At 63.5% G+C, this 21,809-nt stretch carries 21 protein-coding genes; 9 read left to right on the forward strand and 12 right to left on the reverse strand.

All coding sequences use genetic code 11. The features are described from left to right. The first annotated feature begins 15 nt into the window (after positions 1–15). The 5 genes from H6A15_RS02270 (at position 16) to H6A15_RS02290 (ending at position 3,112) form a co-directional block, all read left to right on the forward strand. Positions 16–921 (forward strand): hypothetical protein, encoded by a 906-nt coding sequence (locus H6A15_RS02270; protein ID WP_204672076.1) that lies wholly within the window; start codon positions 16–18, stop codon positions 919–921. After that, complete coding sequence (smpB, locus tag H6A15_RS02275; protein WP_204672077.1) at positions 914–1,384, forward strand: SsrA-binding protein SmpB; 471 nt, start codon at positions 914–916, stop codon at positions 1,382–1,384. Before H6A15_RS02270 ends, smpB begins: the two co-directional genes overlap by 8 nt. A 66-nt stretch (positions 1,385–1,450) precedes the next feature. Continuing rightward, positions 1,451–2,149 (forward strand): hypothetical protein, encoded by a 699-nt coding sequence (locus H6A15_RS02280; RefSeq protein WP_275060812.1) that lies wholly within the window; start codon positions 1,451–1,453, stop codon positions 2,147–2,149. Positions 2,150–2,314: 165 nt separating this feature from the next. Next, entirely contained in the window at positions 2,315–2,818 is a 504-nt protein-coding gene (locus tag H6A15_RS02285) for a flavin reductase family protein (RefSeq protein ID WP_204672079.1), read from the forward strand. 153 nt (positions 2,819–2,971) lie between these two features. Next, positions 2,972–3,112 carry a rubredoxin-like domain-containing protein gene (locus H6A15_RS02290; RefSeq protein WP_204672080.1) on the forward strand — a complete coding sequence of 47 codons (141 nt, stop codon included), beginning with the start codon at positions 2,972–2,974 and terminating at the stop codon, positions 3,110–3,112. 101 nt (positions 3,113–3,213) lie between these two features. Here the strand turns inward: H6A15_RS02290 and H6A15_RS02295 are convergent, their stop codons facing one another. After that, entirely contained in the window at positions 3,214–3,351 is a 138-nt protein-coding gene (locus H6A15_RS02295; protein WP_204672081.1) for a hypothetical protein, read from the reverse strand. 240 nt (positions 3,352–3,591) lie between these two features. Between H6A15_RS02295 and H6A15_RS10695 the strand changes: the two genes are divergently transcribed. Both H6A15_RS10695 and H6A15_RS02305 read left to right on the forward strand, forming a co-directional pair. Next, on the forward strand, positions 3,592–4,080 hold the full coding sequence (locus H6A15_RS10695; protein WP_204672082.1) for a matrixin family metalloprotease: 489 nt from the start codon (positions 3,592–3,594) through the stop codon (positions 4,078–4,080). A gap of 19 nt (positions 4,081–4,099) precedes the next feature. Beyond that, a complete protein-coding gene (locus H6A15_RS02305; protein WP_204672083.1) occupies positions 4,100–5,002 on the forward strand; it encodes a hypothetical protein in 903 nt (300 codons plus the stop codon). Positions 5,003–5,232: 230 nt separating this feature from the next. On the opposite strand, the gene H6A15_RS02310 is transcribed toward H6A15_RS02305, so the two are convergent. The 6 genes from H6A15_RS02310 to H6A15_RS02335 form a co-directional block, all read right to left on the reverse strand. Then, positions 5,233–6,072: a PHP domain-containing protein gene (locus tag H6A15_RS02310; RefSeq protein ID WP_204672084.1), complete on the reverse strand. Its 840-nt coding sequence runs from the start codon at positions 6,070–6,072 to the stop codon at positions 5,233–5,235. 181 nt (positions 6,073–6,253) lie between these two features. Further along, positions 6,254–7,240: a PHP domain-containing protein gene (locus H6A15_RS02315; protein ID WP_204672085.1), complete on the reverse strand. Its 987-nt coding sequence runs from the start codon at positions 7,238–7,240 to the stop codon at positions 6,254–6,256. A gap of 84 nt (positions 7,241–7,324) precedes the next feature. Then, complete coding sequence (locus H6A15_RS02320; RefSeq protein ID WP_204672086.1) at positions 7,325–8,365, reverse strand: ABC transporter ATP-binding protein; 1,041 nt, start codon at positions 8,363–8,365, stop codon at positions 7,325–7,327. Then, positions 8,365–9,177 carry an ABC transporter permease gene (locus tag H6A15_RS02325; protein WP_204672087.1) on the reverse strand — a complete coding sequence of 271 codons (813 nt, stop codon included), beginning with the start codon at positions 9,175–9,177 and terminating at the stop codon, positions 8,365–8,367. Before H6A15_RS02325 ends, H6A15_RS02320 begins: the two co-directional genes overlap by 1 nt. Next, a complete protein-coding gene (locus H6A15_RS02330; RefSeq protein ID WP_204672088.1) occupies positions 9,174–10,007 on the reverse strand; it encodes an ABC transporter permease in 834 nt (277 codons plus the stop codon). The genes H6A15_RS02325 and H6A15_RS02330 overlap by 4 nt, the downstream gene beginning before the upstream one ends. A gap of 138 nt (positions 10,008–10,145) precedes the next feature. Continuing rightward, positions 10,146–11,294 carry an ABC transporter substrate-binding protein gene (locus H6A15_RS02335; RefSeq protein WP_342635792.1) on the reverse strand — a complete coding sequence of 383 codons (1,149 nt, stop codon included), beginning with the start codon at positions 11,292–11,294 and terminating at the stop codon, positions 10,146–10,148. A 531-nt stretch (positions 11,295–11,825) separates the two neighbouring features. Here H6A15_RS02335 and gltB point away from each other — a divergent pair. Next, positions 11,826–16,457, forward strand: a complete 4,632-nt coding sequence (gene gltB, locus H6A15_RS02340; RefSeq protein WP_204672089.1) for a glutamate synthase large subunit — start codon at positions 11,826–11,828, stop codon at positions 16,455–16,457. 152 nt (positions 16,458–16,609) lie between these two features. Next, positions 16,610–18,178 carry a glutamate synthase subunit beta gene (locus H6A15_RS02345; RefSeq protein ID WP_204672090.1) on the forward strand — a complete coding sequence of 523 codons (1,569 nt, stop codon included), beginning with the start codon at positions 16,610–16,612 and terminating at the stop codon, positions 18,176–18,178. A 404-nt stretch (positions 18,179–18,582) separates the two neighbouring features. On the opposite strand, the gene H6A15_RS02350 is transcribed toward H6A15_RS02345, so the two are convergent. The 5 genes from H6A15_RS02350 to H6A15_RS02370 form a co-directional block, all read right to left on the reverse strand. Then, the gene (locus tag H6A15_RS02350) at positions 18,583–19,374 is read right to left on the reverse strand and encodes a hypothetical protein (RefSeq protein WP_204672091.1); all 792 of its coding nucleotides are present in this window, start codon (positions 19,372–19,374) and stop codon (positions 18,583–18,585) included. A 63-nt stretch (positions 19,375–19,437) separates the two neighbouring features. Next, on the reverse strand, positions 19,438–20,184 hold the full coding sequence (locus H6A15_RS02355) for a hypothetical protein (protein ID WP_204672092.1): 747 nt from the start codon (positions 20,182–20,184) through the stop codon (positions 19,438–19,440). A gap of 272 nt (positions 20,185–20,456) precedes the next feature. Next, positions 20,457–20,921, reverse strand: a complete 465-nt coding sequence (locus H6A15_RS02360; protein ID WP_239462288.1) for a hypothetical protein — start codon at positions 20,919–20,921, stop codon at positions 20,457–20,459. Positions 20,922–21,145: 224 nt separating this feature from the next. Further along, complete coding sequence (locus tag H6A15_RS02365; protein WP_204672094.1) at positions 21,146–21,418, reverse strand: metal-sensing transcriptional repressor; 273 nt, start codon at positions 21,416–21,418, stop codon at positions 21,146–21,148. A gap of 4 nt (positions 21,419–21,422) precedes the next feature. Continuing rightward, on the reverse strand, positions 21,423–21,641 hold the full coding sequence (locus H6A15_RS02370; RefSeq protein ID WP_204672095.1) for a heavy-metal-associated domain-containing protein: 219 nt from the start codon (positions 21,639–21,641) through the stop codon (positions 21,423–21,425). Between the last annotated feature and the right edge of the window lie 168 nt (positions 21,642–21,809).

Below are 21,809 nucleotides of genomic sequence, written 5' to 3' on the forward strand. Positions count from 1 at the left end.
TTCGGAGGAGATACCATGGACTTGCCATTTACCGAGCGTGACATCCAGTACGCCGAGAACTTTCTCGCCCAAGGCGATATGGGTACCGCCCTGCCGCTGCTGCTTGCCCTGCGCGACGAGGCCGAGGAATATATCGATGCGGAGTGCCAGACAACCGATGACACGCAGTTCTTCAGCTTTGCCGACACGTTCGAGCGCCTCGCGTATCGACGCGTTGAAAAGGATCCGCGCACGCTGGTCCAGGTGGGCGCGCCCTTCGACCGCCTCTATTCCGACCTGGCATTTGCCTACATTCGCCAGCAGGAATACGTGCTCGCGCGCGACGCCCTCATGCAGGCGGTCCGCTGGAACCCCATGAACTGCAACTATCGGTTGGACCTCGCCGAGCTCTTCCGCGCCCTGGGAAACACCCAGGAGTGGGCAGCCCTGTCCGCGTCGGTGATCGAGCGCGCCTCGGACCCGACGGCGGGGGGACGCGCCTATGCGAACCTCGGCCAGTTTTTCTTGGACGAGGACAATCTGGCTGCGGCGGTGGGCTGCGCGCGCCTCGCCCTGAACTCTGCGGGCGGCGACGCGCGAACCACCCGGCTCATGGGACGCCTGAACTCCGAGCGTCCCGAGTGGCAGGAGATCGAAGACGCCGAGGCGCTGGCGACCCTTGCCGAGCAGGGCATCTCGGTCAGCCCGAACGCCGAGATCGCGGTCTGTTTGCTGATGTGCGCATCCGATGCCGCTGCAGAGGGCGATAGAGACGAGGCGACGCGCCTGACGGTCCGTGCCCGCAACCTGGTGGGCGAGCCCGCCGCGAAGGCCCTCATCAAGCTGATCCGCGAGTCCGATGCGGAGCTTGCGCAGGAGCAGGCGTCCTCGGGCGCGGAGGCCGGGGATGTTCGGGAGGCTGGGGAGGACGACCATGCCTAGTCGCAAGGAGCGAAAGCTTATCGCAAAGAACCGCTCGGCGAGGCACGAATACGTTATCGAGGAGACCTACGAGTGCGGCATCGAGCTCGCGGGCACCGAGGTCCGGAGCCTGCGCGAGCGCGCCTGCCAGATCACGGACACCTTCGCGCTCATCCGCCAGCGGGAGTGCTGGCTCATGGGCGTGCACATTCATCCCTACAGCCACGGCTCCATCTTCAACCGCGATCCCGACCGTAGGCGCCGCCTGCTGCTCCATCGCAAGGAGATCGACCATCTGGATGCCAAGCTGCGCAACCGCGGCTACGCGCTCGTGCCCTTGGAGCTGTATTTCAACGAGGACGGTCGCGTCAAGCTGCTGCTGGGCTTGGGACGCGGCAAGAAGCTGTACGACAAGCGCGAGGACATGGCGAAGCGCGACATGCAGCGCGAGATCGACCGTGCGCTGAAGGAGCGCAACCGCTAGCGGCCCAACAGCGCGAATGCGGGAAAGCCGCCCTTTGCGGAGGGCGCCCTCGGCCCGTCCGACGGCATGTCGCCCGATGGCGAGCGACCGGTGCGCGCCATGACAAAAGACGATATGGACCTGCTCGCGGCTGATTTCGCCGCCGCCGCGCGGCGCGCGCAGCAGGCGGGATTCGACGGCGTCGAGATTCACGCCGCACATGGATACCTGCTCAGCCAGTTCCTCAATCCGCTTTGGAATCGTCGCGAGGACGAGTTTGGCGGTCCCATCGAGGCGCGCATGCGCTTTCCGCTCCAGGTCACCGCTGCGGTGCGCTCGGCGGTCGGTCCCGGCTTTCCCCTTTTGGTGAAGATCAACAGCTCCGACGGCGTCGAAGGGGGCATGACCGAGGACGAGAGCCTGGTGGTCTCGCAGGCGCTTGCGCAGATGGTCGACGCCATAGAGGTGAGCGGCACCACCTACGGCAAGGTCAAGATCGCGGGGCCGGAAGGGCACCGGTGCCTCTACGCCCGCTACGCCGCCCGCTTGGCGGAGCTCCTCGACATACCCGTCATTCTGACGGGCGGCAACAGGCTGGTATCCGAGCTGCAGGGACTTCTCGATACCACCGACATCGCCGGTTTTGGCCTGGCGCGTCCGCTGGTCTGCGAGCCCGATCTTCCACGCATATGGCAGCGAGACCCGGCCTACTGGCCTCGTTGCGTCTCGTGCAGCCGGTGCTTCCCGGAACCGGGGCGCCGATGCGTGCTGCAGGCGAAGGGGTAGGGGAACCAGCAAGGATGTCGGGCCGACCGGCAGGGCTGTCCGCCCGGTCGGCCCCGTCCATCGATTTCCCTACCGCTTCAGGGGCATAAGAAATGCCAGTGTGCTACCCTCATAGGTGTAAGCAGGAGATGTCGCGCCGACGTCTCCGCGAGTGAGGGGAATGCCATGGATCTCACAGCTCTGTTCAAGATGACCTACGGCCTGTATGTGGTCTCGGCGGAGGCCGAGGGCCAAAAGGCCGGCTGCATCATCAATACCGCCACGCAGGTCACCGCCGAGCCGCCGCGCATGATGGTGGCGGTCCACAAGGACAACGTGACCACGGAGGTCATTCAGCGCGCGGGGGCCTTTACCGTGACGGCGCTCGACATGACGGCGGACATGCCCTATATCGGCAACTTCGGGTTCCGAACGAGCGCCGGCTACGATAAGTTCGAGAAATATGGCTGCGAGACCTCGGCGGTGGGCAGCCCCTATTCTCCCGAGCACGTCTGCGCCGTCTACGCTTGCAAGCTCATCGATACGGTCGATGTGGGGACGCACTACCTGTTCATCGGCGACGTCGTCGACGCCCAGAAGCTTTCCGATGAGGAACCGCTCACCTACAGCTACTATCACTCGACGCTGAAGGGCAAGACACCGCCTAAGGCGTCCTCCTACCAGGGGTAACGTTCCCATCTGTTGTCGGTCGGCGTCAATCCGTAAATTACTACTGATATTGTGTCCTATTTGCGGAGATGCGCCGCCTGCAGAATCGCGGGTTTGAATCGCCGCCTGACGGATATACTAGCCATACGTTCATCGCCTATGAAAGGACTTACCATGGCTGACGAGAAGAAGTATAAGTTCGTGTGCGTCGTCTGCGGCTTCGAGGTCGAGGTCGACACCCCCGAGCTGCCCGAGGACTACGTCTGCCCCGTGTGCGGCGTCGGCCCTGATCAGTTTGAGCTGGTCGAGGAGTAGCTTCGGCGAAACAGGCTTTTTGCTGTGGACAGGACCCGGGAGACCGGGTCCTTTTTTCATGCGCATGAGGTTTGCCTGCCTTGCGCGCATCCGTCGCCGCGCTAGACGATGGGCATCGCCTCCCAGCTGCCGTCGGCTCGCGGGACGTCGATGGAGCGGTATCCGAACCGCGCGGCGTGCTCGTATGCCTTGAGGATGCCGTCGCAGATGTCGTCGGGCATATGGCCGTCCGATCCCACGGTGAGCGGAACCTCGGCTTGCCGCAGAGCAGGAAAAATAGACCGCTTGGCTATTTCGAGATGCAATCATTCAATTTTCTGGATAAGCAAGTAAATACTTTTTTAAAATCATGCTATAGCCAATCCCACCAGAAGGGAGATGCAATAATGTTTCGAAGAATATCCATCCTGCTATTACTCCTTTTGTCAGTCACGGTTTTCCCTGTTCCTGCGCATGCGTATACTCTAAACGGACACCAAATGTCCCAACAGTTTTGGTACAGACCCTCTATTTCTTTTTATGCTGATACAAAAGAATCGTTCAGGACGGCGATGCAGCGTTGGAACGCCTATCTTCCCGAATATCGAAGGGTTTGCTTTGACTCCACGACCCATCCTTTTGCCAATTTTCCTTTCCAAGATGGCAGAAACTTGATTTATAAAACCCCAAGTAGCGATCCTCAGAACCTTGCGTATAACCGTTATTATCGTGCCACGTATTCTGGCATTACCTACTTGATAGAGTCTGACATCAATATCAATAGTAATAAGAAGTGGATTAATGGATATGCTGCAGATGCTTTCGATGTCCGAAGTGTATTTCTACATGAGACCGGTCATACGATAGGGCTGGGACACACTCAGGACACTAGGAGATCAGCGGTAATGTATAAAAACTTCGATAAGGGAGAAATACGCGATTGGCCCACTACGGATGACATCAATGGAATAAACGCTTGCTATTCCTAACATACTAAGGAGCCACAGCATGTGTAAGCGCAACGTATTTCATAAGCTCTTTCAGCAACTATCCCCTCTTCATATTGTAGCCGCGTTATTTATTGCAATTATTATTACGTTGGGTGCTCAAATTGCAGCTAGAACCTCAACTGGATATGATGCTGACTATCATTTCTCAAATGACAGCGTAAGCGATATTAGTTCTGATGACATGTCTAATAAAGCATCATGGGAAATCGTTCAGACAATCGATGCAACGCTCGCGGATTTTTCAATATCGGACTATTATGCTAATTCAACCCTAATATGCACTGCGTCCTATATTGGATGCTCAGATGGTATGATGGTTAGGCCGCTGAACGGCGCTGATCCCATGATTTTTACTGATTATTACTTTGACATTTCCTCTGTGTATAAAGGTCAGCCCAAGGAGTCCGAGAATAGGCTGACAGTGCGTCAAAGAGGGGGAGAAGTGGGCTCAATAAAGATGGTTAACAATGGGGCTGCAACGCTGGAGGACGGTGCCACCTATCTTCTGTTTCTCTATTCAATTGCTGATGGGTCAGATTACAACACAGAGGGGCCGCAATTTTATCTGATTGGCGGTGAGGCCGGATGCTGGATTCAAACGGAATCTGGTTTTGAAAGCCCGATGAGTGGAGATGTTGTTCAAGTAAACGAGCTACAACAAGCAACGCTGAGCATGAGTTCGGAGAAGCTCAGTGAGGTGAACGCCATTGACCAGTTCGAAAAGATAAAGACAGAGTACGAATCCGGTCTCCTTCCAAAAGAATACTATTTGGAAATGAAGCGTATCGCAGAAAAAGAATCATCAAGCTATGCGACGGTAATGACTGAATCAGAAATCGAAGCTTATCATAATAAGCTGATAGATCAACTAGGGTCTCAACCTCAGATAGTAGAACAATAGAAAGTCGGCGAGGCTGGAAGATTCTGGTTTCCTGACAGAGTGGTTTTTACGTTCTGTAACATTGCTCATTCGCGATGTTCTAAAAGAATAATTTGCATAGAGACGGGACGCCCACGCCCTCCAATTATGAGGTCGTGGGCGCCATATATATTTGAAGCCTGTATCTAGTAACTGTTTATACAATACGCAGAGCCAAGCGTTGCCTTGTTGGCCCAGCATCCACCGCCGCGCTAGACGATGGGCATCGCCTCCCAGCTGCCGTCGGCTCGCGGGACGTCGATGGAGCGGTATCCGAACCGCGCGGCGTGGCCGTATGCCTTGAGGATGCCGTCGCAGATGTCGTCGGGCATATGGCCGTCCGACCCCACGGTGAGCGGAACCTCGGCTTGCTGGAATCGGGCGAGCAGGCCCTCTGCAGGATAGTAGTCGCCCACGCCCTTGCGCCATCCGGCGGTCGAGAGCTCGACACGTTTGCCGGTGTCGTGTGCGCACGCTGCCATTTCGTCCCAGAGCGGCGCGAGGTCGATCGTCGGAGCGAACCCGGCGTTCACGAACCGCATGGCAAGGTCGGGATGGGCCATGGTGTCGAACAGCGGGCATTCGCAGGCGCGGCACCACGTGGCGGCGTATCGGCGCCAGACTTCGTCGGGGCCAAGCTCCTGCCAGATGTGCTGGTCGGTCGCGTCGTCGATCCAGGCGCCGTCGTCCTGCGCGCCCAGCCAATGGACGGACCCCAGGCGTACCCGGGCGCCTTCGCTCCAGCGGACGATGTTGTCCTCGCACCCCTCATACCAGTCGCACTCGAAGCCATAGATGTACTCGAGTTCCGGGTGGGCGTCGGCCGCCTCCTGCCACGCCGCGCGATGCGCGGCAAGCTCGTCTTCGACCACCTGGACGTCTCCGGCGGGGTCCATGATGCGCGGCAGGGTGAGGTGGTCGGTCGAGACGATGACGCGGCATCCGGTCGCGACGGCCGCATCGGCGTTTTGCATGAACGTGCCCACGCCGTCAGAGAAGTGCGTATGCGTGTGGGTGTCGACGATGGATCGGGCGGGCAGTGGGGTGGCCATGGGAAATCCCTCCAAGTTCGGTGATCAGAAACGGTCGGTATCGATGCGGGCGGAATGTGCCATGGCATCCTCCTTGGTCGTTTGCGCACAAGCATATCGTATCCGCCCGCCTCGTTCTCGGCCGCGCGGGCCGCAGGCGTTCACGCTCGCGACCGCGCGGGCCCTCGGGTCCGGGAGCCTCCTATTCGGCGTACAAGGGGTTCGACCAGGCGGTGCGGCCCTGGGCGTCGACGCATTCCACACGCAGGTACGTCTCGTCGCCGCGCAGCTTGAACTCAGCATGGGTGAGGCCGCGCCCACCCTCATCGATCACGGTCGCGCCTGCATTGATGTAGCCTCCGGCAACGAGGTTCACCCGCTCGCAAGGGCTGCACTCAACCCAGACGGTGCCATCGGTGACGCCCCAGTTGTCAAGTGCGGGCCCAGAGGTCGAGTAATACGCGCCCGAGAGGAGCGCGCGCACGATGTCGTTGCGGGTGAGCTTGGGCGCACATACCACGATCCATCCGCCAAAGGCATCGTCGAACAGCCCGTGGTTATGGTTGTCGTCCGCCGCGATGCCCGAGATGCGCTGGCCGCGACGCAGCATGAGGTCCCAATAGACGGTGTCATATCCCGTCCCCGACTCGTTGTGCGTGTCGTAGTTGAAGACCTCGATGCCGAAGGCGCCGGTCAGTCCCACGACGTCTGCCGGTTCCACGCGGCTCCAGATGGGATGGTTGTAGGTCACGATGCATCCATGGCGCGACAGGGTGTCTGCAAGCTCCTGGGCGACCGCGAGGCCGTCCCAGCCGCCATGGCGCTCGATGGGCGGCAGCTCTTGCATGTGGCTGAAGCGCTCGGGCGCCGCCTCGACCATCTCGTCGGTGCCCAGGATGCCATGCATGTGGTGCGTGGCGAGGCGCGCCCCGGACGCGTCCTCGTCGAGCAGGACCGCCGACGCCTCGAGGCCCGGCAGGATGATGAAGTCGCTGCGGTCAAGCTGCGGGCTGTAGTCGGTATAGAGGTCGTGGTCGGACAGGCAGAGGAAGTCATATCCCTGCTCGCGGAAGCGCTCGGCAGCCTCTTGGGGCGTCCAGTGGCCGTCGGAGTTGGTGGTGTGGCAGTGCAGGTTGCCCTTGAAGCGAGGCGTCGCGGCGGGAAGGGCGGTCTGGTTGGCAAACGACATGAAGGCTCCTTCATACGTCGATGCCCCCGGCAGCGGAACCGCCGGGGGCAGGGGAGTGGATTGCTCTTGGCGGTGCGGGATGCCTTAGGCGGCCTCGCGCAGCGCGCCCTCGGGGATGGCCAGGCAATCGTGCTTCGGAATGCTCAGATAGACGTCCGCGCCGGGATCGAACATCTGGAAGCTGCGGAACAGCGTATCGACGAACAGCTTCACGGCGCCCACGCGCACGGTGTAGCGCAACACGTTGCCGCGGGGGACGCTGTCGACCACCATGGCCTTGACCTGGTAGGCGTCGTCGCTGGGAGCGGCCGGCGCGCTCGAGATGCCGATGGTCTCGGGGCGGATGGCGACCACGTGCCCCGCTGCGACCTGCGACCCGGTGACGGTATGGAACTCGTCGCGCGACAGCTGGTTGTAGCTGCCGATGAAGCTCGCGGCAAACTCGGAGACCGGCTGCGTGTACACCTCGACGGGGCTGCCGGACTGCTCGATGCGGCCCGCGTGGAACAGCTGGATCACATCGGACATGACCATGGCCTCGTCCTGGTCGTGCGTCACGAAGATGGAGGTGAGGCCAAGCTCCTGGTGGATCTCGCGGATGCGGGACTGCAGCGCCTTGCGGAGCTTCGCGTCGATCGCCGAGAGCGGCTCGTCGAGCAGGAGCACCTTGGGCTCGGTCACGATGGAGCGGGCGAGCGCCACGCGCTGCTGCTGGCCGCCCGAGAGGCTCGCGGGGTAGGTGCGCTCCTTGCCCTTGAGCTCGACGAGCTCGATGGCGTGGGCGACCTTCTCGGCGATCTGGTCGGCGGGAACCTTCTGCATCTTAAGACCGAAGGCGATGTTCTGCTCCACGTTCATGTTGGGGAACAGGCTGTACTGCTGGAACACCATGCCGATGTTGCGCTTGGAGGCGGGCATGTCGGTGACGTCGACGCCGTCGAGGATGATCGAGCCCTCCGTGACGGTCTCCAGGCCGGAGAGGCAGCGCAGCAGCGTGGACTTGCCGCAGCCGGAGGGGCCGAGCAGCGTCACCAGGTCGCCCTTCTGGATGCCGAAGTCGATGTGGTCGAGGACGGTGTTGTCGCCAAAGCGCTTGACGACGTTGTGGAACTCGATGTAGGCCATTAGTTGGATTCCTTCCTGGTGGTGGTGTTCTGCAGCTTGAGCACCAGCGCGGTGACGAGCGCGACCACCACGAAGATGACCACGACGATGGCGCTGGACAGGCCGCTGGAGACATCCATATTGGCCTGGAGGAACACCTGGATGTTTTGGTAGTTGGTGCCGGCGATGTTGTTGGCGAGCACGAAGTCGCCGAAGATGATGCTTTCGGCGAGCAGGCTCGAGACCAGGATGCCCGACCAGATGTTGGGGAGCACGACCTGCACGTAGGCGCGGAAGCGCCCGCAGCCGAGCATCTCGGCCGCCTGGATGAGGCGCTCGGCGTCAATGGAGTTCAGCGCGTTGCGGATGCCCTGATAGATGTAGGGCAGCACGAGGATGGTGTAGGCGCCGAACAGCATGAACAGGCGGTTCGACAAGATGGTGCCCGTGCCGGTATACAACGAGATGATGCCGATGGACAGGATGACGCCCTGCAGCGCATAGGGAATCATGCAGAGGAACTGCATGATGCCTGAGAACTTGCGGTTCACGGCCACCACGACGTACATGGCGGTGAGGATGAGCGCGATGGTGATGAGCACGCTCACGATGCACAGCACCAGGGTGCGCCCGATGGACATCCAGAAGGTGGTGTTGCTAAAGAGCTCCACGTAGTTGCGCAGGGTGAATCCGGACGGCAGGATGTCGGTCCACTCCACGAACAGCGAGTAGATGAGCGTCACGACAAAGGGGACCAGCAGATACAAGGCGACAAGCCCCAAGAAGATCTTGGCGCCGAGGGACGTCTTGCCGGCGACGGCTTGCTTGCTCATACGATCTCCCTCCCCTTGGCGGCGCGGCGCGTGAAGTAGTTGTTGATCAGGGTACAGGCCACCATGAGGGCGATGAGCACCATCGCGAGCGCGCCGCCCGTGGCGGCGTCGGTCTGAACGTCGCCGCGGAAGCGCGAGGTGATCTGCAGGGCCAGCAGCGCGTAGTTGTTCATGACGAGCGCGTAGGCCGTGGCATAGGCGGCAAGCGCGTTCGAGAAGAGAACCGAGAGCGTGCCCAGGATAGACGGCATGAGGTTGGGGATGACGATGCGGAACCAGTAGTCGAAGGTCGACGCCTTGAGGATCGTCGCCGCCTCGCGCCACTCCCTGCGGATGCCGGCGAAGGCGGGGATCAGCAGCAGGGTCGCCAGCGGAATCTGGAAGTAGATGTACATCATGACGAGGCCGTCGGCGCCATAGAGGTTGAAGTTCGCCAAAAACGGGATGCCGAAGCGCTCGCCGATAAGCGTGAGCACGCCCGCGTTGCCCATGAGGATCATGAACGCGAAGGCGAGCGGCACGCCCGAGAAGTTGGACATCATGTTGAGGACCATGGTGAAGGCGTCGCGCACGCGCGGGCTCGCATCGTAGCAGAAGCGCGCGGCGAGGAACGCCACGACGATGCCCGCCACGGCGGACACGAGGCTGATCCACACGCTGTTCCAGATGGACTGGGTATACAGCGGGGTGGTGAAGACGCGGAGATAGTTCTCAAGGCCGAGGACGCCCGAGTCGCGTCCGATCACCGAATCGATGGCAAGCTGCGCGAGCGGCGCGAGCTCGAAGAGCACGACCACGACGAAGAACGGAACGATGGCCAGATAACCCATCCAAGGCCGCCGTTTCGCCACCTTCGTGCGGGATGTCTGCGTCGCCTGCTCTTTGGCGACGTCTTGTTGCAAAACGTTTTCCATAATGACGACGGGGCGGTCGCTGGGACCGCCCCGTCACGCTCCTTTCGGGTGTGACTATCCCAGCGCGGGGATGATGTTCTCCTGATACCAGGTGATCATGTCCTGGCACACGCCGCTCCAGACGGACTCGTCGACCGTCTGGACGTGGTCGCCGTACTGCTCGTCGGGAAGGCGCAGGGCGGCGACGTCCTCGGGCAGCTCGACGTCGCGGATGGGGGTTGCGTAGCCGCGGGCGAGGTTGATCTGGCCCTCGTCGGAGAGGATGTACTCACGCGCGAGGCAGGCGGCCGCGGGGTGCGGGGCGTTCTTGTTGATGATCGTGCAGTAGCCGGACTGGATGCTGGCGTCGCTGGGGATGTTGACGCTGAACGAGGCGTTGGGGTTGTTGGTCTGGATCTGGTCGCGGTAGTTGAGCGAGTTGTAGTCCCAGTTGAGGCAGACCTCGATCTCGCCGGACTCCAGGCGGGCGAGCGACGCGTCGGAGACGTCGAGGCGGCCCTGGTCGGCGAGCTGCTGCAGGAAGTCATAGCCGGGCTGCATGTCGTCGATGCCGCCGCCGAAGGCGTAGGCTGCGGCGAGCACGGCGTACTGGGCGACCGCGGCGGCGGTGACGTCGCCTACGCACACGGTGTAGTCGCCGTCGAGGATGTCCTGGAAGCTCGTGGGGGCGTCCACCGCGTCATCGTTGGACATGATGGAGATGGTTCCGTAGTAGCCCACGATCCAGTCGCCGTCGTCGTCCTTCGCCCAGTCGGGGATCTCGTCCCAGTAGCTGGTCTTGTACTTGAGCGTGAGCTCCTGCTCCTCGGCGGTGGGGCCCCAAGACTGGCCCACGTCGCCGATGTCCTTGGTGCCGTCGGTTCCCTCCTCGCGGAACATGGCGAGCTCCTCGGAGGAAGACATGTCCTGGTCAGCGTGGGTGATGCCGTACTCGGCCTCGATGTCCTCCCAGGTCTCGACCCAGTTTGCCCAGGTGTCGGGCATGCCCACGGACTGGATCTCGCCCTCCTCCTTGGCCTGGGCGATGATGTCGTCGAGCGACATGCTGTTGTAGTCGACGGCAGCGGCGGCGTCTTCGCCGTCGCAGCCGGTGAGGCCGAGGCCGGCGGACACGGCAACCGCCGCGGCGCCGCCTACGAGGGCGAGAAACGACCTGCGGGACACCGAGTGTCCCATGGCGTGACCATGCATGCTCTTGTTCACGGGTGCTCCTATTCTCATGCGATGTTGAATGCGCATGCCGCCCCGGCGACTGCCGGATACCGCACGGTAGATGATCTGCGGCCGTTTGCGCATGTTTCCGTTCGCAACGTTACCGATGCGGGTGCGTGACTATTCGCTCGCCGCAAGAACTTGTCACAGCCCTGACGATGGCTGACATTGCTTGGTGGCGAATTGTTACCGTGCGCTTACATGGGGCTCGATTGTCAAGAATCATCAGATGCCCCGCCTTCCGTTACGCCTTCGTTTCGAAACGGGGGCGAAACACGGGGGCAACGGTTTGGCAACGGGGGCGCCCTACCATGAGTCAGCCCGATTCGCACCCGAGCGGCGCTGCCGCGCGGCCCTGTCGCATCGCCCTTCTCCGCCTGCGTGGCGGGGCGGGCGGGGGCGTGGCGACACCTCTTGCCACGCCCGTGGTCCGATGCCTGTTTTATACGGCGGACGCATCGCGGGGCGGCCGGCATCATGGGCGCCCTGACGGGCGCCTGACCGAAGACGAAGGAGTTGCAGATGCAGACGAGCAAGGAAACCCGCGTGCACGCGTCGAAGGCGACGGGGCTGTACCGCCCCGAGTTTGAGCATGACGCCTGCGGCATCGGTGCCCTGGCCAGCATGAATGGCACCCGTTCGCACCAAATGCTCGACGACGCCCTCTCGGTGCTTGTCAACCTGGAGCACCGTGGCGGCAAGGGGTTGGAGCACAACACCGGCGACGGCGCCGGCATCCTCTTCCAGATGCCGCACACCTTCTTTCGCAAGGAGGCGCAGAAGTGCGGCCACCTGCTTCCCGACGAGGGCGGCTATGCGGTGGCGATGCTGTTCTTCCCGCAGGACGAGGTGGGCGTGACCGATGCCCGCCGCGTCTTTGAGGCGGGCTGCGCCGAGGCGGGCGTCCCGCTGCTGTTCTGGCGCGAGGTGCCCGTCGACCCGCATGATCTGGGCGAGACGGCGCGCGCGTGCATGCCTACGATCCTGCAGGCGTTCCTCGGTCTGCCCGAGGGGGTGGAGCCGGGCGATGCGTTCGAGCGGCGCCTCTATGTGTGCCGGCGCATGATCGAGAAGCGCGCCGACGCCGAGCACGCGCTCGCCGACAAGATCTTCTACATCTGCTCGATGAGTTCTCGCACGATCGTGTACAAGGGCATGCTCGTCGCCACCCAGATGCGTCGGTTCTTCACCGACCTCAACGACGCGGCGGTGAAGACCGCCGTGGCGCTCGTGCATTCGCGCTACTCGACCAACACGACGCCCAGTTGGGAGCGCGCGCACCCCAACCGCTACATCATCCATAACGGCGAGATCAACACCTTGAAGGGCAACGTGAACTGGATTCGGGCGCGCGAGCCCAACCTGTACTCGCCGCTGCTCCAGCATGACCTGGAGCGCGTGCTGCCCATCATCAACCGCGAGGGCTCTGACTCGGCGATCCTGGACAACGTCCTCGAGTTTCTCGTCATGAACGGCCGGCCGCTCGCACGCGCCGCGTCGCTGCTGATTCCCGAGCCGTGGGACCACAACGAGGCCCTCTCGGATGTCCGCCGTGCCTACGATGCCTACCAGTCCATGTTGATGGAGCCCTGGGACGGCCCCGCGGCGATCGCCTATACCGACGGGCGCACCCTGGGCGCGGCGCTCGACCGCAACGGCTTGCGTCCGGCGCGCTTCTACGTGACGCGCGACGACAGGTTCCTGCTTTCGAGCGAGGTTGGCACCATCGAGGTCGAGCCGGAGAACATCCTGACCGCAGGCTGCCTGGGGCCCGGCGAGATGCTCGAGGTCGACCTGGGCGCCGGGCGCGTGGTGTGCAACGACGAGCTGCGCGAGCGCCTCGCCAAGGAGAAGCCCTATCGCGACTGGATCGCCGAGGAGACCCTCGAGGTGCGCGACCTCGCGCTGCCTGAGGCGGCACCGCTTGCGGCGGATTCCGGGGTGGACCCGGTGGTTCGCATGGCGCGGCTGGGCTATCACTGGGACGATGTGGACGAGGTGATCCGCCCCATGGCGCAGACCGCGTCCACGCCTCTGGCCTCCATGGGCATCGACGCCCCGCTTGCGTGCCTGTCGGCGCGCCATCGTTCGTTTTTCGACTACTTCTTCGAGCTCTTCGCGCAGGTCACCAATCCTCCCATCGACGCCTTGCGAGAGAGCTTCGTGACCTCGACCGTGCTCTATCTGGGCAACCACGGCAACCTGCTGGAGGATTCCCGCACCTCCTGCCAGCTTGTTCGCCTGCCCGGCCCGCTGCTCACCCAAGAGGACTTCGAGCGCATCTGCGCGGTGGAGCGCGTGGGGTTCAAGGCGCGCCGCTTCCGCGCGGTCTTTGTGCGCGCGGCGGGTCCGGGCGCGCTCGAGGAGGCGCTGGAGCGCCTGGCGCGCGACGTGGAGCAGGCGGTCCGCGACGGGGCGAACATCATCGTGCTCTCGGACCGCGCCGGCGTCGACGAGGTGCCCATACCCTCGCTTTTGGCCGTATCCTCCGTGCACAACCATCTCATTCGGGCCGGCGTGCGAACGTTTGCGGACCTCGTGGTGGAGACGGGGGACGCCGTCTCGGCCCATGACTTTGCGGCCCTGGTGGGCTATTCGGCGAGCGGCATCTATCCCTACCTTGCGCACGACTGCATCCGCCGCCTCGCTGCTCGAGGCGACCTGCAGGCAAAAGACGGGCGCGCCCTTGCCGCCGAGGAGGGAATCGACAACTACAACCGCGCGGTGACGGCGGGCATCGTGTCGATCATGTCCAAGATGGGCATCTCGACGGTGCAGAGCTATCACTCGGCCCAGATCTTCGAGGCGGTCGGCCTCGACCAGGAGCTTGTCGAGAGGCACTTTGCCGGGACGGTGAGCCGCGTGGGCGGTCTGGGCGTCGCAGACATCGAGCGCGAGCTGCGCGAGCGCGTCGACGACGCCGATCGCATCCTGGCAAGTCCCGCCCCGGGCGAGCTCCCGAGCCTGGGCCTCACCAAATGGCGCCCGCTGGGCGGGGAGGACCACCTTATCGACCCTGAGGCCATCTATCTGCTCCAGAAGGCCTGCCGCGAGAACGACGCCGACGCCTTTGCGGCCTACAGCGGGCGTCTCCACCGTGCCGGACGTGCGGTGCGGCTTCGCGACCTTCTGGATTTCGACGCCTCCGGCCGCAGCCCGGTGCCGCTCGAAGAGGTCGAAAGCGCTCGCGATATCGTGCGTCGCTTCAACACCGGAGCGATGTCCTTCGGGTCGATCAGCCGCGAGGCGCACGAGTGCCTCGCCATTGCGATGAACCGCCTGCATGGACGCTCAAATTCGGGCGAGGGCGGCGAGGACCCGCGCCGCGAGACGCCTCGCGCGAACGGCGACTCGGCGAACTCGGCCATCAAGCAGGTCGCATCGGGGCGCTTCGGCGTGACGAGCCGCTACCTTGGGTCTGCCGCCGAGATTCAGATCAAGATGGCGCAGGGTGCCAAGCCGGGCGAGGGCGGGCACCTGCCGGGCAAGAAGGTGTATCCCTGGATCGCCGAGGTCCGTCGCTCGACGCCGGGCATCGGGCTCATCTCTCCGCCGCCGCACCACGACATCTATTCCATCGAGGACCTGGCGGAGCTCATCTTCGACCTGAAGAACGCCAACCCGCGCGCCCGCGTGAGCGTGAAGCTGGTGAGCGAGGCGGGCGTCGGCACCATCGCCACCGGCGTCGCCAAGGGCGCTGCCGACAAGATCTTGATCTCTGGCCATAACGGCGGCTCCGGTGCCGCGCCGCGGGATTCCATCTGGCATGCGGGCCTCCCGCTCGAGCTGGGCCTTGCCGAGGCGCAGCAGACGCTCGTGCGCAACGGCCTGCGCAGCCGCGTGGTGCTCGAGGCGGACGGCAAGCTCATGGACGGCACCGACGTCGCGGTCGCCTGCCTGCTGGGCGCCGAGGAATTCGGCTTTGCCACCATGCCCCTCGTCGCCATGGGCTGCCTCATGCAGCGCGACTGCCAGCAGGACACCTGCCCGGCGGGCATCGCGACGCAGAACTGCCGGCTTCGCCAGGGCTTTGCCGGAAAGCCCGAGCACGTCGAGAACTTCATGCTGTTCGTGGCGGAGCAGATGCGCGGCGTCATGGCGCGCCTTGGCTTTAGGACCGTCGACGAGATGGTGGGGCATCCCGAGTGCCTGCGCCAGATAGAGGTCGAGGGCAACTGGAAGGCGGGACTCATGGACCTCTCGCCGGTGCTTGCGAACGCGTCGTGCGAGTTCGGCGCACATATCGAGGGAGCGGAGGGGCGGCACTTCTTGCCGAGCATGGCCGCCGACGTCGAGCTCGAGCGCACCCTCGACGCGACCCTGTTCTTGCCGCTCACCCGCGATGCTCGCGAGCACCTGCGCCCCGTGCGGTTCCGTGCCGACATCGCCAACGTCAACCGCTGCGTGGGCACCATCCTGGGCAGCGAGGTCACGCGCGCCCATCCCGAGGGGCTTCCGCAAGGGTCTATTGTGGTGGACTGCGACGGCTCGGCCGGGCAGAGCTTCGGCGCCTTCCTTCCCGCCGGCATCACCCTCAACGTGCAGGGCGACGCCAACGATTACTTTGGCAAGGGTCTTTCGGGCGGCATCGTCTCGGTGCGTCCGCCTGAGGCCGCGACCTATAAGTTCGACGAGAACGCCATCGTGGGCAACGTCGCGTTCTACGGCGCCACGGGCGGCAAGGGCTTCGTAAACGGTCTTGCCGGCCAGCGCTTCTGCGTGCGCAACTCCGGTGCCACCGTGGTGGTGGAGGGCGTGGGCACCTGCGGTTGCGAGTACATGACCGGCGGCTGCGTGCTGGTGCTCGGAGAGGTCGGACAGAATTTTGCCGCGGGCATGACCGGCGGCGTCGCATTTGTCTACGACGAGTACGGCACACTCGACTCGATGTGCAACACCGGCAGCGTGCATGTGGTGGCGCCCTCGGATGCCGAGCTCGAGCAGATTCATGCCCTGATCGAGGAGCACGTGCGCTATACGGCGAGTCCGCGCGGCATTCGGCTGCTGTATCGCTTCGCGCACGTCTCGCGCCACTTCCGCAAGGTGGTGTCGCCCGGCTACGAGCGCGTGATAGCCATCGTCGCCGCCGAGGAGCGCCGCGGTGTCTCGCGCGCCGATGCGCTCGAAGCGGCTTTCGAGGCCGTGACCGCATAGCCCGGCAGGCGGCCTCGGGGCGACGCGGGCATGTCTGTCGGCCGCGCCGCCTTGTTGCCGCGCGGGCGCCGAACGTAGGGCGCAGGTATCGAACGCAGATAGTTTCACGCCCGCCTGCTCGCCAGGCGGGCGAAAAGAGAGAGGACACCAAGATGGGCAAGCCGGGGGCATTTCTCGACCACGACCGACAAGCGCACGGGTTGCGGCCGGTGGAAGAGCGCACGGCCGACTTCGAAGAGCTGTATGTGAACCTCGACGCCGAGTCGCAGCGCGTCCAGGCAAGCCGCTGCATGATGTGCGGCGTGGCGTTTTGCCAGATGGGGGCTTCGTTTGGAACGGCTCGGCCAAGCGGCTGCCCGCTTCACAACCTCATCCCCGAGTGGAACGAGCTGGTGTGGCGCGGCCAGTGGGAGCAGGCTGCTGCCCGTCTGGCGCTGACGAGCCCCATGCCGGAGTTCACGAGCCGCGTGTGCCCGGCTCTTTGCGAGGCCGCCTGCAACCTGGGCCGCGTCAATGACGAGCCCACCACCATCCATGACAACGAGCGCGCCATTTCCGACTGGGAGTGGGCGCATGGCGGACCTCGTCGGTTCGGGCCCGCCGCGGAAGATGCACCATGCGTCGCCGTGGTGGGATCGGGGCCTGCGGGCCTGGTCGCCGCGTGGGAGCTCGCGCGCCGGGGAGCCCGCGTGACGGTGGTGGAGCGCTCGGACCGCGCCGGCGGCCTGCTCATGTATGGCATTCCCAACATGAAGCTGCCCAAGGACGTGGTCGAGCGCAGGACGTCTCTCATGGAGGAGCTTGGAATCGAGTTCCTCCTGAACACCGACGCCTCGCAGGGGTCGGTAGCGGAGGGGCTCGCGCGCGACTTCGACGCCGTCGTGGTCGCGGTGGGCGCCGGGGCGGCGCGCGGCATCTCGGCCGAGCATGCCGATGCGCCGGGCGTGGTCTTGGCGGTCGACTATCTCACCGATTCGACCAAGGCCGTCCTCTCCGGGGAGCAGCCTGCCCTGAGTGCCGCGGGCCTCGACGTGGTGGTGATCGGTGGAGGCGACACGGGCAACGATTGCGTGGGCACCGCGGTTCGCCAGGGAGCCCGTTCGGTGCGGCAGCTCGAGTTCATGCCCGCCTTGCCCGAGCGCCGGCTGCCGTCAAACCCCTGGCCCGAATGGCCTCTCGTGCGCAAGACCGACTACGGCCAAGAAGAGGCCATCGCCCTCATGGGTGGCGAGATGCGCACGTGGGCACAGGATACGGTTGCCGTCGAGCTTGATGATGGGGGCCATGTCCGGGCGCTGCGCGTGGTCGATCTTGACTGGACGAGCGGGTCGCCCGTCCGCATCGAGGGCTCTGAGCATGAGATCCCCGCGCAGCTGGTGCTTATCGCCTGCGGCTTCACCGGTCCCGAGCGCGGCGTGCTCGACGCCTTAGGGGTCGCCGTCGCCACTGAAGGACGTCCTCTGCCGATCACGGCGCCTGATTCCCATCGCTGCGTCAAGGCGAGGAACGAGACGTTCCAGGTGCCGTGGGCAGGTAGGCGCGCCTCGGCAGGCGTGCCGGACTCGTCTGAACGGGACGCGGAGCATGTCTCGTGCGGCTCGTCGGAGACGCCGCCGATCTATGTGGCCGGCGACGCCCGCACCGGCTCGTCGCTCGTGGTCAACGCCATGGCCGACGCCCTCGCCTGCGCACGTGAGGTCGCCGACGCCCTTGGTCTGTAACCCGGCGGCTGTCGAGTAACGTACAAGCGGCACCTACGAAGTCTTGATCCCATGCCCGTGGTCGTTGTCTTACTCCCACGGGCATGGCCGCTAAGACCCGTTTTTTGGGGGCTTAGCGGCCATTCTGCATAAGAAGATTCTCCAAAGCGTCCATTTTGCCATACAAGTTGACCTGCATACTGGGCCTGCGGTCGTGCAGGGAGTTGACCAGCGTGCCGGGCTTGTATTCTCAAGAAGTCCGCCTGCATGCCGGGTCTGCACCATAGAGAGGTTCGGGCCGTGCACTGAACCCGCGCTCTGTATAGATTCAGCCAGAGCCGGAGCCCGGGCCCGCAATGGTCTAGCCAGAGCCGGAAGCCTGGGCTCTGCAACGGTCCAGCCAGAGTCCGGGCCTAGGTCTGTATCTACGGACGCCTCTTTGGATGGTTGCCCTGTGCCGCATTCCACGATGCGTGGAAACGCCTCGCAGCGTCTTGGCTGCGGGGAATTCCGGCTGCGCGGAGCAGGTTGTGCAGACGATAGGGGCGGGCCAGGTCCTGATAGGTGAATCTCAGCACCGGGAAGCCGAGAAGCGTGATCCTGCTTTCGCGCTGTCGCTCTGCGACGAGGGCCTTCGCGGTCGTGCTGCCTACCAGCATGTTTTCGTCGGTGTACTTGCCCATTCCGTCGAACTCTCCAACGACGATGCGCCCATCGGGAAGGCGCCAGAGGAAGTCGACGCGGTAGACTCCGCGGGGGTCGAGCGGGTTTGGAAGCTCGACCTGCAGCTCGGGAAGCAGGTAGCCCTGTTCGATGAGAAATGCCCTGACGCGCGATTCCCCTCCGTTCTCGCTGCGGCCGTCGGCATACGAGATGACCTCCGCCGCCCTCCGCAGCCCGTGACGGCGCTTCTGCTCGCGCGCGATCTGTGCGCAAAGCTGTTCAGGGGACTGCCCGGTGCGTCGCAGGGCAGAATCGGCGATGGCGAGTCCGAGGGAGAAGGGCGCCTCGCGAAGGCATTCGAACACCGTCTGGGTAAACCCCGTGACGGGGATTCCGCCATGCATTTCAACGCGGTCTCGAGGAGACGGCGTGCGTGACGAGATGGGGATGAGGCTCGTTGTTGCCCGCGATACCTGCTGCCTGAGCGGCTGTCTCTTTGAGATGACGTATATCTTGTCGAGCAGGGCATGCGCGCATTCGTTTTGACGCGACAAGAAGCGTCTCGACGCGCATCGATGTGGCGGTCTGCCTCGACATCCGGGGCGGATCTTGGGCGGTCATCGGTTGTCCATGCCGTAGGGAGCGAATGTTGCTGTACGGCGATATCGACCGTCAATGCCTATGATGTCGCGAATAAGGCGCAGGTAGAAGCCTGCATGCTCAGCCTGTGGCTTGCGGATGCGGTCCTCGGGGTGAAAGAACCCCGGGCCGTCGACGCTCGTATGGATCGGCGCGGCGCGGTCATAGAGCTGCACGTGGCCGACGTGCAGCCAAGTGTCTTCGATGCGGGCTATGCGCAGGGCGATGGTCCCGTCTCTCCAGCGGTCGGTGGCGCAGAGCGCTTCGTTGAACACGTCATAGCGCCTGTCGGTGCACACGTCCACGAGCGTGCAGATTCCCGTGCCCGTATCTTTGTAGCGAATCTCGAACCGTGAGAAGAACTGCGTTTCGATGACCTTGCGGATGAGTGCGACATCCTGTTTGGCGGCATGTGCAGGAGGGTGGGCGAGGTATTCCTGAAGCGGCGTCCGGCCCTCAAAGGCGGGGAACTCAAAGAGGACCCATTCGGTGAAGAGGGTGTTGAAATGCTCCTCGTCGAGAAGCGGCTCCTCGCCATGGAACATGGCGGGGTCGACAAACTCCAGGAACAGCTCGCTGGATAGCCCGAGCGCCTCATGCTTTCGGGCTATCAGGTTTTCTGCCGCGGCGCTTACGGCCGTCTGCGCCGCTTGGGCAAGCCTGCGCGTCTTTTGGAGCCGGCGCTCGCGGTCTGACGTGCTGCGGTGATGCGGAGCGTCCATCATGTGCCTCCTCGCTCGTGGTCGGCGCGCGAAGTGATCGCCGAGATTGCGAGTAGGTTAGACCCGACCGTCTTGCCATGTTCTAACAGGAATTCTCATCATTCTTTCCAAATGTCTCGCTAGAGCATAAACGCACAGGTCAGAGTCTCAAACAAGAAAAGATGAAAGATGGTTTGCCGAGAAAAAACCGTGCGAAAAAAGCCGGCATCGCTCTTGACAGCGATGCCGGCGCAGGATCTCAACATGTATGTCAAGCGCGAGGCTTGGCAGGCACGTCAGGACTTGGTCTCCATGCGGGTGTGGCACTTGGGGCAGGTGACGATGATCTTGCCCTTGCCTTTTGGCACCGAAAGGGTCTGCCCGCAGGTGGGGCACTTGAGGAACGCCTTCGTCTTGCGGTCTTTCCACATCTTTTTTGCGGTGCGGGCCTGGCGCTTGAAGTCTGCCGTCGCGCCGCCTGCGCCAGACGGTCGTGCAGAGCTGCGGCCGCTCGTGCGGGCAGGCCCTCCAAAGCGCGCCCCGATGCCGGGGATGCGCGCCATGATGCGGCGGAAGGCGTCGTTCTCCTGGCGCCGCGCCGCGCCGTTTTTGGATAGGGCGCGTACGAGCGCGAGCGCGAGCAGGGCGAGCGCGATATAGGACAGCGGCTGCAGCGAGAATATGGTGCCCACCAAGGTGAGCACGACGCCGACGCCGCCCAGCGCGAGCGAGAAGTCGTCTACGCCATATCGGTCCTTCATGAAGTCTTGCATAGGGAGCCATCATCTTTCCAAGCAGTTTTCACATGTTGCTAGTGATACCCAGAACGATCGGCGTCAATCGCCTGCCCATCCTGTTCCAAAAAAGCGCCCGCATCGACGGATGCCAGGCTCAGGGCGCCCGGCACCCGCGCCCCGCCGCAGATGTATGCCCAATGCGACGGGGCGCCGGCGGCGCCGGGCGGTGTCTCCGCGGGGTCTCTGCCCTATTTAGCAAGCTTGTCGATGACGCGTTCCACCTCGGCGAGCTTCTCGTCTTTCTCCTCTTGGGAGCCGGACTCCATGGCCCCGCGCACGCAATGTTCGATATGCGCTTTCAGCACATCGGCATTGATGCGGCCCAGAATGGACTGCGTGGCCATGAGCTGGGTGGATATGTCGATGCAGTAGCGGTCTGCCTCCACCATCTTGATGATGCCGTCGATCTGCCCGCGTGCCGTCTTGAGGAGGCGCAGCGTTTTTTCGGTATCGGCCTGCATGGGTTTACGCGGCAGAGACGGAGAGGGCCTTGAAGTCGCCGGCTGCGGCGACCGCTGCCTTGAGGGCCTCGACATCGACCTCTCCGTCGCACTCGACCTCGACCGTGTTGGTCTCATGGTCGGCGTCGGCGTCTGTTACGCCGGCGACCTTCATGAGCTCGGTCTCGACGGATGCGTCGCAGTGGCCGCAGTGAAGGCCCTCGGTCGTGATCTGGTAATGCATGGGTTTGCTCCTTTCTTGGGGTGGCGCTCTTCGGTGCCTCGGCCATCAGCGGCAATGATGCCCGGACTTTGGGCCCGGGGCCGTTGCGGGGCGGCGAGATGCCTGCGAGCGCCGGTCTACCTACGAGAGTATCTGCCTGCGAACGGTCTTGTCCGCATGGGAGACGAT

The organism is Enorma phocaeensis (assembly GCF_016901575.1).
GTDB classification, from domain to species: Bacteria; Actinomycetota; Coriobacteriia; order Coriobacteriales; family Coriobacteriaceae; genus Limicola; species Limicola phocaeensis_A.